The 14,301-nt window shown below is 70.3% G+C and carries 15 protein-coding genes and 1 pseudogene; 6 read left to right on the top strand and 10 right to left on the bottom strand.

Annotated features, from left to right (window positions below; genetic code table 11):
* Positions 1 to 106 precede the first annotated feature (106 nt).
* A pseudogene (locus QMK30_RS11165) lies at positions 107 to 637 on the bottom strand (hypothetical protein); the annotation flags it as partial.
* A gap of 69 nt (positions 638 to 706) precedes the next feature.
* Entirely contained in the window at positions 707 to 1,669 is a 963-nt protein-coding gene (locus QMK30_RS11160) for a LysR family transcriptional regulator (protein WP_283517261.1), read from the bottom strand.
* A gap of 263 nt (positions 1,670 to 1,932) precedes the next feature.
* On the opposite strand from QMK30_RS11160, the gene snpA reads away from it, so the two are divergent.
* Positions 1,933 to 2,592, top strand: a complete 660-nt coding sequence (snpA, locus tag QMK30_RS11155) for a snapalysin (RefSeq protein WP_283517259.1) — start codon at positions 1,933 to 1,935, stop codon at positions 2,590 to 2,592.
* Positions 2,593 to 2,715: 123 nt separating this feature from the next.
* On the opposite strand, the gene QMK30_RS11150 is transcribed toward snpA, so the two are convergent.
* The 6 genes from QMK30_RS11150 to QMK30_RS11125 all read right to left on the bottom strand — a co-directional run bounded on the left by QMK30_RS11150 (position 2,716) and on the right by QMK30_RS11125 (position 8,223).
* Positions 2,716 to 3,495 (bottom strand): DUF6304 family protein, encoded by a 780-nt coding sequence (locus tag QMK30_RS11150; protein ID WP_283517257.1) that lies wholly within the window; start codon positions 3,493 to 3,495, stop codon positions 2,716 to 2,718.
* A 19-nt stretch (positions 3,496 to 3,514) separates the two neighbouring features.
* Entirely contained in the window at positions 3,515 to 3,715 is a 201-nt protein-coding gene (locus tag QMK30_RS11145; protein WP_283517256.1) for a hypothetical protein, read from the bottom strand.
* 52 nt (positions 3,716 to 3,767) lie between these two features.
* Positions 3,768 to 4,034 carry a dihydrofolate reductase family protein gene (locus QMK30_RS11140; protein WP_283517254.1) on the bottom strand — a complete coding sequence of 89 codons (267 nt, stop codon included), beginning with the start codon at positions 4,032 to 4,034 and terminating at the stop codon, positions 3,768 to 3,770.
* A 433-nt stretch (positions 4,035 to 4,467) separates the two neighbouring features.
* On the bottom strand, positions 4,468 to 5,103 hold the full coding sequence (locus QMK30_RS11135; RefSeq protein WP_283517252.1) for a GNAT family N-acetyltransferase: 636 nt from the start codon (positions 5,101 to 5,103) through the stop codon (positions 4,468 to 4,470).
* Positions 5,104 to 5,362: 259 nt separating this feature from the next.
* The gene (locus tag QMK30_RS11130; RefSeq protein WP_283517250.1) at positions 5,363 to 6,403 is read right to left on the bottom strand and encodes a family 2 encapsulin nanocompartment cargo protein polyprenyl transferase; all 1,041 of its coding nucleotides are present in this window, start codon (positions 6,401 to 6,403) and stop codon (positions 5,363 to 5,365) included.
* A gap of 407 nt (positions 6,404 to 6,810) precedes the next feature.
* Positions 6,811 to 8,223, bottom strand: coding sequence for a family 2B encapsulin nanocompartment shell protein (locus QMK30_RS11125; RefSeq protein ID WP_283517249.1), 1,413 nt, complete (start codon positions 8,221 to 8,223; stop codon positions 6,811 to 6,813).
* 275 nt (positions 8,224 to 8,498) lie between these two features.
* Between QMK30_RS11125 and QMK30_RS11120 the strand changes: the two genes are divergently transcribed.
* Both QMK30_RS11120 and QMK30_RS11115 read left to right on the top strand, forming a co-directional pair.
* Complete coding sequence (locus QMK30_RS11120) at positions 8,499 to 9,089, top strand: N-acetylmuramoyl-L-alanine amidase (protein ID WP_283517247.1); 591 nt, start codon at positions 8,499 to 8,501, stop codon at positions 9,087 to 9,089.
* Between the two features lie 93 nt (positions 9,090 to 9,182).
* The gene (locus QMK30_RS11115; RefSeq protein ID WP_283517245.1) at positions 9,183 to 10,217 is read left to right on the top strand and encodes a 1-aminocyclopropane-1-carboxylate deaminase/D-cysteine desulfhydrase; all 1,035 of its coding nucleotides are present in this window, start codon (positions 9,183 to 9,185) and stop codon (positions 10,215 to 10,217) included.
* Here the strand turns inward: QMK30_RS11115 and QMK30_RS11110 are convergent.
* On the bottom strand, positions 10,193 to 11,794 hold the full coding sequence (locus QMK30_RS11110; protein WP_283517243.1) for a Na+/H+ antiporter: 1,602 nt from the start codon (positions 11,792 to 11,794) through the stop codon (positions 10,193 to 10,195). The two genes, QMK30_RS11115 and QMK30_RS11110, sit on opposite strands and share 25 nt — an antisense overlap.
* A 46-nt stretch (positions 11,795 to 11,840) precedes the next feature.
* On the opposite strand from QMK30_RS11110, the gene QMK30_RS11105 reads away from it, so the two are divergent.
* From QMK30_RS11105 to QMK30_RS11095, 3 genes are all read left to right on the top strand, one after another.
* Positions 11,841 to 12,101, top strand: coding sequence for a UBP-type zinc finger domain-containing protein (locus QMK30_RS11105; RefSeq protein ID WP_283517241.1), 261 nt, complete (start codon positions 11,841 to 11,843; stop codon positions 12,099 to 12,101).
* A 228-nt stretch (positions 12,102 to 12,329) separates the two neighbouring features.
* Positions 12,330 to 12,743 (top strand): ATP-binding protein, encoded by a 414-nt coding sequence (locus tag QMK30_RS11100; protein ID WP_283517239.1) that lies wholly within the window; start codon positions 12,330 to 12,332, stop codon positions 12,741 to 12,743.
* Positions 12,740 to 13,735, top strand: coding sequence for an RNA polymerase sigma factor SigF (locus QMK30_RS11095; RefSeq protein ID WP_502963118.1), 996 nt, complete (start codon positions 12,740 to 12,742; stop codon positions 13,733 to 13,735). Before QMK30_RS11100 ends, QMK30_RS11095 begins: the two co-directional genes overlap by 4 nt.
* Before the next feature lie 98 nt (positions 13,736 to 13,833).
* Here the strand turns inward: QMK30_RS11095 and QMK30_RS11090 are convergent, their stop codons facing one another.
* A complete protein-coding gene (locus QMK30_RS11090; RefSeq protein ID WP_283517237.1) occupies positions 13,834 to 14,265 on the bottom strand; it encodes a hypothetical protein in 432 nt (143 codons plus the stop codon).
* Positions 14,266 to 14,301 lie beyond the last annotated feature (36 nt).

Raw genomic sequence — 14,301 nt, 5'->3', positions numbered from 1 at the left:
GCGAGAAGGGGCGGGGAGGTGAGAGCGCCGCAGGCACCCTCACCCGCAGCCACACCGGCCCGCACCCAAACCCGAACCGACCCGCTCACCCCCTACACCCCTCCCCCTACACCGCCCCGAAGAACGCCCGCATATCCGCCGCGAACAACACCGGCTGCTCCAGCGCGAGGAAATTGCCGCCTCGCTCCAGCTCCGTCCAGTGCGTGATGTTGTTCTCCCGCTCCGCGAAACGACGGACGGCGATGTCCGTGGAGAGCGCGACCGCGACACCCGTGGGGACCGTGCCGCGCTCCTTGGGGGCCCACGCCGCCGGGTCGTGCGCGGACTCGCAGTAGAGGTTCGCGGAGAAGCCCGCCGTACCGGTGAACCAGTAGAGCCCGTATCCGCCGAGCGTGGCGAGTGCCACGAGCCAGCCGATCGCCACCCAGAACGACGCCTCGGCGGGTGGCACCGCGGCCCCGGCGGCCAGGGCCGGGGCGGTGAAGACGACGGCGCCGGTGGCGCAGTGGACGGTCATGGCGACCGAGGGCGCGACCGTCGTGCGGGAGCGGTCCTCCAGAAAGGTGGCTGCCACCAGCGAGAGCATGCCGAGGGAGGGAACGGCGTACGCCCACGGCGGCACACCGGCCGTGGCCGCCTGCCCTCTCACCCACCCACGGTGAAAGCCCGCCCGCTCATCACCCACCCACGGTGAAAGCCCGCCCGCTCACGCCACCGCACTGCGCAACAGCAGCGGGCTCTCGTTGCGCAGCAGCCACTGCCGGTAGCCGGACGCCCGCATCGCCGCGTCGCGGTACGCCGTCTCCAGGTCGGCGTACACGGCGTCGAAGTCGGGGAACCCCGGTCGCGAGACCAGCAGCAGGCGCACGCCGAGCGGGTCGCCGCGCAGCGGACGGATGGCCATGTCGTCGCGCGGTCCCGAGGTCGGCTGGCAGGGGGCGACCGCCTCGCCGATCGAGACCAGGGACGCGGCAGTGAGGTAATCCCCGTGCAGCAGCGGCGGGTTGAGCCCGGCCGCGACCAGGACGCGGCGCAGGCCGTCCCATTCCCCGTCCACCGCAGGGTCGACCATCCAGCGGTCGCCCGCCAGGTCGGACAGTTCCACCACGGACCGCGCCGCCGCCGGGTGATCCGGGGCCATGCAGATGAACTGCGGCTCCCGGTCGACCAGTACGCGCTCCACGAGCCCGGCCGGGAGGCGCAGCGGGAAGCCCTCCACCTCGTGCACGAAAGCCACGTCAAGCTGGCCGGCCGCGAGCATCCGCAGCAGCGCGTTGGCCGACACATCGACCTGGAGCGAGGTGTCCGTGTCCGGCAGCCGGATCCGGAGCCTGCGTAGCCAGCCCCCTATGACGCGGCTGGCGGTGGCGCCGATCCGCAGCCGCGGGCCCTGGGTCGTACGGGCCACCGCCGCCCGCGTCTCGGTCACCAGCACGTTCATCCCGTCCACCAGGGGCCGCGCCCTGCTCAGCACCGCGAGCCCCAGCGGGGTCGGTCGGCAGCCGGTGCGCTCGCGGGAGAACAGCTCCGCGCCCAGCGCGTTCTCGATGCGGCGGAGCTGGGTGGTCAGCGACGGCTGCGTCGTACCGAGCATGCGGGCCGCCTTGTGCAGGCTGCCCGTGTCGGCGATGGCGCACAACGCACGAAGGTGCCTGACCTCAAGCTCCATACCCCGAGCCTACGGCGACCCCTTGCGCCACACCAGACACCCGAAGCACAGCAATTGGCGTCATTTTCAAGAGGGTTGAGCCCCAGAAGCGCTGGCAAAGAACGTGAACTCCAAAGGGAATGAGCTACAGGTGGGTTGAGCGTCGTACCGCCGGTGATGCGCTCGCGCTATCACCGGTTGGCATCATCCCCAGCGGCCTCAGGGACCCCGACACTCTGTCGTACCCAACCGTTCACCTTCACCGGACGAGTAGGAAACCCCCCATGAGACACCGCAAGAGCACCCTCGGCGCAGCCCTCGGCCTCGGCCTGGCCTTCGCCTCCCTCGGCAGCGCACCGGCGATGGCGGCCCCCCAGTCCGCCGCGCCCGTGGAGACCGCCCAGGTCTCGGCGTTCCACTCCACGACGACGTACGAGAAGTCCAAGGAGAACGCCGCCGCCAACAAGGCCTTCTTCTCGGCGGTCATGGAGTCGGTCGCCGAGAAGCGCGCCGCGAACCCCGGCGCGCAGGCCGTCACCGTGATCTACTCCGCTGCGAGCGCACCCACGTTCCGCAGCCAGATAGCCCGCTCCACCCAGATCTGGAACAGCTCCGTCACCAACGTGAAGCTGCAGGAGGGATCCAACCCGGACTTCACGTACCGCGAGGGCAACGACTCCCGCGGCTCCTACGCCAGCACCAACGGCCACGGCCGCGGCTACATCTTCCTGGACTACCGCCAGAACCAGCAGTACAACTCGACCCGCGTCACCTCGCACGAGACCGGCCACGTCCTGGGTCTCCCGGACCACTACTCCGGCCCGTGCAGCGAGCTGATGTCCGGCGGCGGCCCCGGCACCTCCTGCCAGAACCCGAACCCGGACGCCCGTGAGCGCGCCCGCGTCAACCAGCTGTGGCAGAACGGCCTCGCCCAGGCTTCCTGACCCGGCGCAGCCGGCAGTCCCCACCGCTTCCCCGGACCCCGCACAGACCGTTGCCCCGTACGCGCGCTCGCGTGTACGGGGCAACGGCGTGTCCGGGCCTTCACCACCGGACCCTGTGCGAAGTCAGGACTCCGCGTGTACGACGTCCCCTTCGGCATGCACCGCATCGTCAGCATGCACCGCGTCTTCGGCGTCCGCCGCTTCGTCGGCCGGCACGGCGACGTTCACCTGAGGGAACGCGCCCCGGTAGCCCGTCCCCGGCCCGCCGTCGGGCCTACGCTCGAACTCCGGGCAGCAGAAGGTCTCCTGGACGAGTTCGGTGCGCCGGTCCCACAGCTCGATCAGGTCGCTCTTGCCCTCGGTGGCCCGGTAGTCGTCCTTCACTCCGCGGAAGCAGCCCAGAGCGCCGAACAGCCCGCCGGACGCCGGGTTGTAGTCGGAGAAGGCGCAGGAGATGCACGCCCGCAGATAGGCCCCGGCCGGCAGGCGGTACTGGATCACGTTCAGGGCCTGCTCGAAGTTCTCCTCGGCGCGCCGAGACGCGTACGCCGCCCCGTCGAAGTGCAGCGTCAGGCTGAGGTGTTCGCGGTCGATGCCGCCACTGGGGCGAGGAGCGCCGAGGGCGAGCAGGCAGTGCAGCGTGGCGCGGTGGACCAGGCCGTCCGCGTACACCGGCATCGGTATGTCCCACTCGAGAACACAGTCGCACAGTGCGCCGTCCGCGAGTACGAACATGTCGCTCTCCGGGGGCAGCTCGCCCACCGGGACGAGCGCGTCGAAGACCGCACCCTCGAAGTCGACTCCTCGAATTCGGGCACTCAGCCGCTGCCCGTCCGTCGTAAGGGTGACGGCGTCGGAACCCTTACGGTCCCGGTACCACCCGGCCCATGCCTCTGCTGCCATGGCCGGGACTTTAGCCCGTTCAGGGGCGGGTCTCCGACTCGCCCTCCGGCTCCTCGGCCCGCTGCCCGCAGGCGGGGTTGCGGCACGGCCCCGGACCCCACACGGGAACGAACACTCCAAGGCTCTTGCGTCGCTTGACGACGGTACGGACCGGCTCTTGGCAGGCCGGGCAGACGTGCCCCACCCGGCCCCCGGTCCCTCGCTCGCTGCTGCTGCCCATACCTCGAAGGTATGGGCGTACGTCGCACTCTGCCAGTCCGGCGACTACGGGTTCATCGCTCCTGTTGATCGATCCTCTTGTACGAGAGGACGAGGGTGCCGTTGTCGAAGGTCCGCGTCGGTTCGAGGGTGAAGTCGTGGACCTCGAGGCCGGTCGAGAACACCGGGACGCCCGACCCGATGACGATCGGGTAGACCTTGAGGACCAGGGCATCGATCTCCGCCGGCAGTTGCCCCGCGAGATTCGCGCCGCCCGCCAGGTAGATCCCGAGCCCGCGGACAGCCGCACTCCCCCAACCACTTTGCCCACAGTGTTCCACCCGCAGTGGTTGCGGTGCCCACAGTGCTCCACCCGTAGTGGTTGCGGTGCCCACAGTGCTCCACCCGTAGTGGTTGCGGTGCCCACAGTGTTCCACCCGCAGTGGTTGCGGTGCCCACAGTGTTCCACCCGTAGTGGTTGCGGTGCCCACAGTGCTCCACCCGTAGTGGTTGCGGTGCCCACAGTGTTCCACCCGCAGTGGTTGCGGTGCCCACAGTGTTCCACCCGCAGTGGTTGCGGTGCCCACAGTGTTCCACCCGCAGTGGTTGCGCAAGGGTGAATACGCCGAGGCCGCCCGGGCGCCGGGTTCCCGCTAACGACCTCGGGGGAAATGGAGTGTGGATCAGCGAGCGGCGTCACGCGGCTTCGAATCCAAGGCGGAGAAGGGAGGCGACGCGGAGCGTCGTCGACCGACGACAACGCCGGAGGCGGAGTCACAGGGCGTCGGGAGCCCGCGCGCCATTGCCCTCGAGGTCGTAAGCGCCGGGTTCCCGCCACATCGGCCACATGGGAGGCCCCTCCGGCAGATCGACGGTGCGGCCGGTGAAGGCGAAGCCGAGCCGCTCGTACAGACCTCGGCTGCGGGCGCTGCTGGCCTCCAGATACGCGGGCAGACCGTCGCGGTCGCAGCGGTCCAGCGCCGGGCCGATCAGCGCGGTGCCGAGCCCCTCGCCCTGCCGCTCCGGGGAGACCGCGATGAGCAGCAGATACGCGTGCGCCCGGTCATGCGGATGCACCTCACCGGTCAACCGGCCGATCAGCTCTGCCCGTTCGTTGTCCGGGTCCGCGATCTCACGCATGCGCGCCGGTGTGTCGTCCTCCTTATCGGGTGCCCCGGCCTCGACGTGCAGCCAGAGGGCGGCTGCCGAGCCGTCCTCAGTGACGTCGACCCGCCCCTCGGTCAGCGCCGCATCGAGGAAGACGCCCATGAACGGCCCGTGGACGCGGCCGCGGTGGGCGGAATCGGGGAAGACCCAGCTGCTCACCGGGTCGTTCCTGAAGGCCGCGTCCAGCAGCCGTACGAGCGCCTCGCGGTCGCTCTCCCCCGCCTGTCGTATTTCCACGCCCACGGTCCGGCCTCTCTCCAAGGGATCTCAACCGACGCAGATCATCCTAGAGTTGACGCCGGTCCCACGGGCGGCCCGCCCGCCAGGGCTGGCGTCCTGGCGGGCGGGCGAGCCGACGGGCGACCGGGCCGGCCGGCAGTCAGTGCATCCGCATGCTCAGCCCGGCCGCCCGCCCGATCACCACTACCTCCCGATCAGCGCGTCCACCCGATCACCATGACCACCCGATCACCATGACCACCTGGTCACCACGTCCACCCGATCAGCGCGTCCTCCGCGTGACGAACTCCGCGAGCGACAGCAGATCGCCCGCCGCCGCCAGATCCGGCACCGCCCGCGACAGATGGTGCACGGCCCGCGCCATCCGCTCGGCTGCCTGGCCCTGCGCCCACTCCCTGCCGCCGGCCCGCTCCACGGCATCGGCGGCCCGCTGGACCGCCGGCCCGTCCAGCGGGCCGCGGTAGAGGTCCGCCAGTTCGGCGGCGGCCTGCGTGCCCGAGGCCAGTGCCGCCACCACCGGGAGCGACTTCTTGTGGGCGACCAGATCGGCTCCCACGGGCTTGCCCGTGTGGGCGGGGTCGCCCCAGATCCCGATCAGGTCGTCAATGAGCTGGAAGGCCAGGCCCGCCTCCCGGCCGAAGTCGTCCATGGCGGCGACCTCTTCGGCGTCCGCCCCCGCGTACAGCGCACCGAGCGCGCACGCGCAGCCCAGCAGGGCTCCCGTCTTGGCCTCGGCCATGGTGAGGCACTCGTCGAGGGAGACGTCCTGGGGGCCGAGCCGCTCGAAGGCGCAGTCCGCCTGCTGGCCCGCGCACAGTTCGATGATGCAGGCCGCCAGCCGCGCCGACGCCTCGGCCGACGCCGGGTGCGAGTCCTCGGCGAGCAGCCGCAGCGCGAGGGCGCACATCGCGTCCCCGGCGACGATCGCGTCCGGGACACCGAAGACCGTCCAGGCGGTGGGCCTGTTCCTACGGGTCGGGTCCTCGTCGATGACGTCGTCGTGCAGGAGGGTGAAGTTGTGCGCGAGCTCCACGGCGGCAGCCGCCCGCACGGCGACCAGGGGCTCTCCGCCGAGCGCCCTGGTAGCCGCGAGGACCAGCGCGGGCCTGATCGCCTTGCCCGCCTGCCCGGCGGCCGGGCTGCCGTCGGCCTTCTCCCAGCCGAAGTGGTACATCGCGATGCGGCGTATGGACTGGGGCAGACTCTCGACCGTGCGGCGCAGTTGGGGGTTGACGGTGCTGCGGGTCCGTTCGAGGAGGGCCGCCGCCTCATGCCCCTCGGGAGCCGCCTGAATGCTGGTCATGGTCACTGTCACTTCACTTCCTCTGCTGCAGCGTGCGCACGGCCGAGGTCCCCTCTCTCCGCCGTGCGTAAGCCGTACGCGAGCCGGCCTGCGGGGCCCCGCACACAGTCGTCGGCGGGGCCGGGCGGAGGCAGCCCTTAGCCGGCCCGCGCCGGTGTCCGCGCGGAGCCGAGGGTGCCGGAACGTACTTCTCCGGCAGTGTGTACATCGTGCCCCGGCCCCGCGTCCGAACCGCCGGTAATCTCCGAACAGCCCGCACTCTCCGAACCGTCCGGAATCTTCAGACGGCCCGCGTCCTCTCCGAACGGCCCGGACCCTCCGAACAGCCCGTAATCTCCGAACAGCCCGTACTTTTGCGACCGCCCAGTCCGATCAGGCCTCTCGGTCCCTCTCGACCCGCGTGTGACCTACCGCCAGCGGCCGATCTCCACGTTCTCCAGTACCCCAAGCGCGTCCGGCACCAGCACGGCGGCCGAGTAGTACGCGGTGACGAGGTACGAGATGATCGCCTGCTCGTCGATGCCCATGAACCGCACCGACAGGCTCGGCTCGATCTCGTCCGGGATACCGCTCTGCTGAAGTCCGACGACCCCCTGGTCTGCCTCGCCCGTACGCATGCAGATGATCGATGATGTCCGGTCGCTGCTGATCGGGATCTTGTTGGACGGGAAGATCGGCACACCACGCCAGGCGGGCACCTGATTGCCGCCGATCTCCACGCGGTCCGGGTAGAGGCCGCGCTTGCTGCACTCGCGCCCGAACGCGGCGATCGCCCTCGGGTGGGCCAGGAAGAACTTGGAACCGCGCCGCCTGCTCAGCAGCTCGTCCATGTCATCCGGGCCCGGCACGCCGTCGTGCGGCTGGATCCGCTGCTCATAGGCGCAGTTGTTCAGCAGACCGAACTCGCGGTGGTTGATCAGCTCGTGCTCCTGGCGCTCGCGCAGCGCCTCGACCGTGAGCCGCAACTGCTGCTCGGTCTGGTTCATCGGCTGGTTGTAGAGGTCCGCGACCCTGCTGTGCACCTTCAGAACGGTCTGCGCAACGCTCAGTTCGTACTCGCGTGGTGTCGCGTCGTAGTCGACATAGGTGTGCGGCACGACAGCCTCGCCGACATGGCCGGCGGACAGGTCGATCGACGCCTCGCCGTACTTGTTGGTCCGCTGGTGGGGCATCGCCGCCAGCCCCTCCAGATGTGTGCGCAGTGGCTCCGCACGCTCTGCCAGGTTGAGCACGGCGTCTCTTGTCAGCGTCAGCACCGTGCACGTGGTTGCCGCGCGGGCCGTGTAGTCCCAGGTGGCGTCCGCTTCGACCAGCGCCTGGTCCCCGAAGTGCGCCCCGTCCGCGAGGACTTCGAGTGTCGACTCGTCGCCGTAGGGCCCTGTGCCGATTTTCTCCACCCGGCCGTGCGCCAGCAGGAAGACCCGGTCCGCGGAACTCCCTGAGGCGGCCAGCACCTCGCCGGGCGCGAACTCCTGCTGCTCGCACCGCTGCGCCAGCTCACGGAGCACCGCCTCGTCATGAAGGGTCCGCAGCACGGGCAGTTCGTTGAGCTCTGCGGCAATGACCTGCACCTGGCCACCGGTCTGCACGAACGTCACACGTCCGTCGCCGACCGAATAGCTCAGCCTTCGGTTCACCCGGTATGTGCCGCCCTGGACCTGCACCCAAGGGAGCATGCGCAGCAGCCACCGGGAGGTGATCTCCTGCATCTGGGGGGCGGACTTGGTGGTAGTGGCCAAATTCCTCGCGGCGGCCGTACCAAGACTCTGCTGCGGCGGTGCCTGCTCGTCGCGGACTTCGGAACCTGCCTCGACCGACATCTGTCTCCTTCTCGATCATGTGCTGACCTGCAGAAGGAGCCTTTCAGCACCAGTGGTCGGGCGCTATTACACAAAAGAGTGTGACTAAAGCACCGGACTGCGGGGCATGTCGAATGCCGGTCCGAGCGACGGCCGGTGAGGTGCCCGGGCAGAACTGACCGGATCCGCTCGCACAGTGTCCGAAAGACTGCTCCCCGTCGCGGTGTTGGGGTAAAAGCAAGCCGTACGAGCACCTGACCAGGCCTCCCCCACCCTTCGCACCCAAGGAGATGGCCATGGCCTCACCCATGTCCGCAGGCAGGTTTCTGGACATTCTGCGAGACGAAGGCGTCACCGTTGCCGAAGTGGACAACTGGCGTACGCACAACCGCAATCACAAGGGCCCGTGGGGCCCGGTCCACGGCGTGATGGTCCACCACACCGTCACCAAGGGCACCGCCAACACCGTCCGTATCGTCCGCGACGGCTACGCGGGCCTCCCCGGCCCGCTCTGCCACGGCATGATCGCCAAGAACGGCACGGTCCACCTCGTGGGCTACGGCCGCGCGAACCACGCGGGCAACGGCGACGACGACGTCCTACGGGCCGTCATCGCCGAGAAGGCCCTGCCACAGGACAACGAGGCCAACACCGACGGGAACCGGCACTTCTACGGTTTCGAGTGCGAGAACCTCGGGAACGGCACGGACCCCTGGCCCGCGGCCCAGCTCGAAGCCATCGAACGCGTGTCGGCCGCGATCTGCCGGCAGCACGGCTGGGGAGCGCCGTCGGTGATCGGCCATCTCGAATGGCAGCCGGGCAAGATCGACCCGCGCGGCTTCAGCATGAAGTCCATGCGGGCGCGCATCCACGACCGGCTGAAGTGACAGCCGCGGTGGCCGCCTGAGCGGCAGCCACCGACGCACCGGGGCCGACGGCCCGAACGAGACCGAAGCGGCGGCCGAGGCAACAATGGAGGCATGACCCCGGAAGCGCTCGCCCTGTCCCACCTGCGGCCCCGGCTCCCGTCGCCGTTGCAGGAGGTGCGGGACGAGCGCTTCGCCGGCCACGGCGTACGGCTACTGCTCAAGCGTGACGACCTGATCCACCCGGCCCTCCCGGGCAACAAGTGGCGCAAGCTGGCGCCGAACCTGCGGGCGGCGGCCGGCCGTACGGTGCTGACCTTCGGCGGCGCGTACTCCAACCACCTCCGGGCGACGGCCGCCGCGGGCCGACTGCTTGGCTTCCCCACGATCGGTGTCGTACGCGGCGAGGAACTGGCCGCCCGGCCGCTGAACCCGTCGCTGGCCCGCTGCGCGGCGGACGGCATGCGGCTGCACTTCGTGGACCGTGCGACGTACCGCGCGAAGGGCGACGCGCAGGTGCTGGAGGCGATCCTGCGGGCGGCGGGGGTCACCGGGCCCGGCGATGAGGTGTACGTCGTCCCCGAGGGCGGCAGCAACGCGCTCGCCGCGCAGGGCTGCACCGGCCTCGGGGAGGAGCTGCGCGGGGCCGCCGACGTCGTCGCGGTGGCCTGCGGGACCGGTGGGACCCTGGCCGGGCTCACCGCCGGTCTTGCCCCTGAGCAGCGGGCGATCGGCTTCCCGGTGCTCAGGGGCGGCTTCCTGGACGACGGGATCCGCACGCTCCAGCGCGCGGCCTTCGGCGCCCCCGTCGGCGACTGGAGCCTCGACGAGCGTTTCCACGGCGGTGGCTACGCCCGCACCACACCGGAGCTCGACTCGTTCGCCGAGGATTTCGGGGCCAGACACCGGCTGCCCGTCGAACGTCTCTATGTCGCCAAAATGCTTTTCGGCCTGGCCACGCTCACCGCCGAGGGCGCCTTCGCCCCCGGGACCACGCTGGCAGCGGTGATCACCGGCCAGCCACTCGAACCGGACCAGTCACTCGAATCGGACCAACCCGACGGACCGACCACACCGAACCCGTCGGACCAGCCCCACGGACCGGCCGCACCGGACCCCACGGATCAGTCCGCGTCCGCCTCCCGGTAGGCCGTCGCCTCCTCCAGGTCCAGCCGGTGCAGCAGCGTCCGCAGCATCTCGTCGTCGATCCGTCGGCTGTCCCGCAGCTCCACGAAGACCGCCCGCTCGGCGACGATCATCTCCCGCGCGAGCCTGCGGTAGGTGTCGTCCGCCGATTCGCCGGTCTCCGCGTTGACCGCGCCGAGCCGCTCCCAGACAGCGTTGCGCCGCCGTTCGAGCACCGCGCGAAGCCGGTCGGCGAGCGGCTCGGGCAGTGCGTTGCGGTCGTCGGCGAGCAGGGCCGTGAGCCGCTCCTCGGCCGCCTGCGAGGCCTCGCTCTGCGCCTGCGCCTCGGCGAGCGTCTCGGCGTACACATCGCGCTTGGGCAGCTTGAGCAGGCGGATGAGCGGCGGCAGGGTGAGGCCCTGGACGACCAGAGTGGCGATCACAGTCGTAAAGGTCAGGAAGAGCACCAGGTTCCGCCCGGGGAACGGTTCGTCGTGCTCGACGGTCAGCGGGATCGAGAAGGCGATGGCCAGCGAGACCACTCCGCGCATCCCCGCCCAGCCCACGATCACCGGCGAGGTCCAGCTGACGTCGGGTTCGCGTTCCCGGACGCGTCGCGACATGCGGCGTGGCAGATACGTCGCGGGGAACACCCACACGAAGCGCGTCACGACGACCACGACGAACAGCACGATCGCGTACCAGAGGGCCTCGCCGCCCGCGTACGGGCCGAGTCCGCGCAGCACGAACGGCAGCTGGAGTCCGATCAGCGCGAACACCGTCGATTCGAGGACGAAGGAGACCATCTTCCAGACGGCGGCCTCCTGGAGCCTGGTCGCGAAATCGACCTGCCAGGAGCGATGTCCCAGGTAGAGGGCCACGGTCACGACCGCGAGCACCCCCGAGGCGTGGACGTGCTCGGCCGCCGCGTACGCAACGAACGGGATCAGCAGCGACAGTGTGTTCTGCAGCAGCGCCTCCTTGACGCGGGTGCGCAGCCAGTGCAGCGGCACCATCAGGAGCAGGCCCACACCGACGCCGCCGATCGACGCGACGGCGAATTCCCCGACCCCGCCGAGCCAGCTGGCACCCTCCCCCACGGCGGCCGCCAGGGCCACCTTGAAAGCGGTGATCGCCGTGGCGTCGTTCACCAGGGACTCGCCCTGGAGGATCGACGTGATGCGCGGGGGCAGCCCGAGGCGCCGCGCGATGGCGGTCGCGGCCACCGCGTCGGGCGGCGCGACGACCGCCCCGAGAACCAGCGCGGACGTCAGCGGGAGGCCCGGAATCACGAGATACGCGAGGTAGCCGACGATCACGGTCGCGAAGAGCACATAGCCCACCGACAGGAGGGCCACGGGTCTGATGTTCGCCCGCAGGTCCAGGTAGGAGCTGTCGAGCGCGGCCGTGTGCAGCAGGGGCGGCAGCAGCAGCGGGAGCACGATCGCCGGATCCAGCGTGTAGTCGGGCACCCCCGGGATGTAGGCGGCGCCGAGTCCCACGGCGACCAGGAGCAGTGGGGCCGCCACGGGGGTCCGGCGGGCGGCGCCCGCGACGGCGGCGCTCCCCGCGACCAGAAGCAACAGCGGCAGTACGTCCATCGGTTCGGCCCCACCCTTGTCGTACGAAGGTCGTAACCTGGCCATCATGAACGAGTGCTCGCACGTCGCGGGGTTGCCGCACCCCGAGCCCACCCCGCTGGGCGACACCTGCAAAGAGTGTCTGGCCATCGGCAGTCATCCCGTGCAGCTGCGGCTGTGCCTGGTGTGCGGGCACGTGGGGTGCTGCGACTCCTCGCCGTACCGGCACGCGACCGAGCACTTCAAGGAGACCGGCCATCCGGTCATGCGGAGCTTCGAGCCAGAGGACAACTGGCGCTGGTGCTTTGTCGGCGGTTCGATCGTCTGACGCCTGGGTACGTCAACCCGGCGCCGGTTCTTTCCAATTGGGCGCCGCAGACCCCTAGCCACTGTCCGTACCCATATGCTTACCATGAGTGACAGCCGCCGGGCGGGGGTCCTGGCGACACGGAAGTGTGGATCGCGATAGCGTCACCGGCGAACGACGTACCGCGTGGTCCCGGGGGGGCGCCCCCTCCCGGACCCCCGAAAAAGCTTGTGCACCTTGGAGGTGAGGGTGTCCCAGATCGCAGGCGAGCCCGGGACCCAGGACTTCGTGGAAGTCCGGCTGCCCGCTGCGGGTGCCTACCTGTCCGTGCTGCGTACGGCCACGGCCGGCCTCGCCGCACGCTTGGACTTCACCCTCGACGAGATCGAGGATCTGCGCATCGCGGTCGACGAGGCCTGCGCGATCCTGCTTCAGCAGGCCGTGCCCGGCTCCGTCCTCAGCTGCGTCTTCCGGCTCGTGGACGACTCTCTGGAGGTGACGGTCTCGGCCCCCACCACGGACGGTCGCGCGCCCGAGCGCGACACCTTCGCGTGGACGGTGCTCTCGGCACTGGCGGGCAAGGTGGACGCCACGGTCGCTGACGACCGGACGGTCACCATCAGCCTGTACAAACAGCGCGGCGCGGGACCCGGGCCGGCGTGAGGAACGGGGACGGGCCGGTGCGTAACGAGGAGCTCAGCCCACAGGCACCGGCAGGAGGGCAGGCGGCTCAGGGAGGACCGGCGCACAGGCCGACGGGCATTCCTGAGCAGCAGGCCCGGCCCCACCCGGTGGACGGCGTGGACGGCTTTGTGGGCACGGCGGCGGCAGAGCAGGCAGAGCGGGCGGGCCATATGAGCGAGCACGAACAGCACTCAAGGGATCGCGGACGCCACGATCCTCGCGACCGCAGTGGTGCGCGAGCGATGTTCATCGAGTTGCGTGAACTGCCGGACGGATCGGCGGAAAAGGCGGAGCTGCGCAACCGGCTGGTGCGCATGCACCTCCCGCTGGTCGAGCATCTCGCACGCCGGTTCCGCAATCGCGGCGAGCCGCTCGACGACCTCACCCAGGTCGCCACGATCGGCCTGATCAAGTCCGTGGACCGGTTCGACCCGGAGCGCGGTGTCGAGTTCTCGACGTACGCGACGCCGACGGTGGTCGGCGAGATCAAGCGGCATTTCCGGGACAAGGGCTGGGCGGTACGGGTACCGCGCCGCCTCCAGGAGCTGCGCCTCTCGCTGACGACGGCCACCGCCGAGCTCTCCCAGCAGCACGGGCGCTCCCCCACGGTCCATGAGCTGGCCGAGCGTCTCGGTATCTCGGACGAGGAGGTCCTGGAGGGCCTGGAGTCGGCGAACGCGTACAGCACGCTGTCGCTGGACGTCCCGGACACCGACGACGAGTCGCCGCCGGTCTCGGACACCCTGGGCTCCGAGGACGTGGCCCTGGAGGGCGTGGAGTACCGGGAGTCGCTCAAGCCGCTCCTGGAGGATCTCCCGCCGCGCGAGAAGCGGATCCTGCTGCTGCGTTTCTTCGGGAACATGACCCAGTCGCAGATCGCGCAGGAGGTCGGCATCTCGCAGATGCACGTCTCACGGCTGCTGGCCCGCACCCTGGCCCAGCTCCGCGAGAAGCTCCTCGTCGAGGAGTAGAGCGACCGATAGAGATTGGCCGTAACTGAGCGTTACGCGCCCCCGCGACGTCAGAAATCAGATGCGGAATGGTTCGGATGGTTCGGATGGTTCGGATGTCAGGCGTCGCGGGGCCCGCGGATGCCGAGGGCCCTGGTCGTCTGCGGGTTGATCAGCAGCACCAGGGCCGTCACGGCCACCGCGGCGAGGGCGATGCCCGCCGGGATCAGCAGAGAGCCCTCCGAGCGCAGCAGGGTCCACGCCACCGGCAGCGCCATCAGCTGCGTGATGAGGGCGGGGCCCCGGCTCCACGCGCGGCACTTGAGCAGACCCCGGGCGGCCACCAGCGGAAGCACCGCCAGGGCGATGAGCGTCACACCGCCCATTTCGGCCTGCTCCGGCTTGTCGGGGCTGCCGAGCAGCCCCATCACGAGCATGTACGCACCCCCCACGAGCAGCGCCAGGCCCTCCAGCGCGGCGAGCGCCGCCGCGGCGGTCAGCCGGGCGGGGCGGGGTTCGGCGGCGGTCTCGGGGGTCTGCTCATTGCTCACCCTCGCAGCGTAACGGGCTGCCCGGGCAGGGCAGGT

Origin of the sequence: Streptomyces sp. H27-C3, assembly GCF_030063415.1 — a bacterium.
Taxonomy (GTDB): domain Bacteria; phylum Actinomycetota; class Actinomycetes; order Streptomycetales; family Streptomycetaceae; genus Streptomyces.
This window is presented reverse-complemented; position numbering and strand designations above follow the sequence as displayed.

What these genes read in the sequence shown, in the direction of transcription:
- QMK30_RS11160 (WP_283517261.1), bottom strand. Translation starts at nt 1,669, where the DNA reads ATGGAGCTTGAGGTCAGGCACCTTCGTGCGTTGTGCGCCATCGCCGAC.
- snpA (WP_283517259.1), top strand. Translation starts at nt 1,933, where the DNA reads ATGAGACACCGCAAGAGCACCCTCGGCGCAGCCCTCGGCCTCGGCCTG.
- QMK30_RS11150 (WP_283517257.1), bottom strand. Translation starts at nt 3,495, where the DNA reads ATGGCAGCAGAGGCATGGGCCGGGTGGTACCGGGACCGTAAGGGTTCC.
- QMK30_RS11145 (WP_283517256.1), bottom strand. Translation starts at nt 3,715, where the DNA reads ATGGGCAGCAGCAGCGAGCGAGGGACCGGGGGCCGGGTGGGGCACGTC.
- QMK30_RS11130 (WP_283517250.1), bottom strand. Translation starts at nt 6,403, where the DNA reads ATGACCAGCATTCAGGCGGCTCCCGAGGGGCATGAGGCGGCGGCCCTC.
- QMK30_RS11125 (WP_283517249.1), bottom strand. Translation starts at nt 8,223, where the DNA reads ATGTCGGTCGAGGCAGGTTCCGAAGTCCGCGACGAGCAGGCACCGCCG.
- QMK30_RS11120 (WP_283517247.1), top strand. Translation starts at nt 8,499, where the DNA reads ATGGCCTCACCCATGTCCGCAGGCAGGTTTCTGGACATTCTGCGAGAC.
- QMK30_RS11115 (WP_283517245.1), top strand. Translation starts at nt 9,183, where the DNA reads ATGACCCCGGAAGCGCTCGCCCTGTCCCACCTGCGGCCCCGGCTCCCG.
- QMK30_RS11110 (WP_283517243.1), bottom strand. Translation starts at nt 11,794, where the DNA reads ATGGACGTACTGCCGCTGTTGCTTCTGGTCGCGGGGAGCGCCGCCGTC.
- QMK30_RS11105 (WP_283517241.1), top strand. Translation starts at nt 11,841, where the DNA reads ATGAACGAGTGCTCGCACGTCGCGGGGTTGCCGCACCCCGAGCCCACC.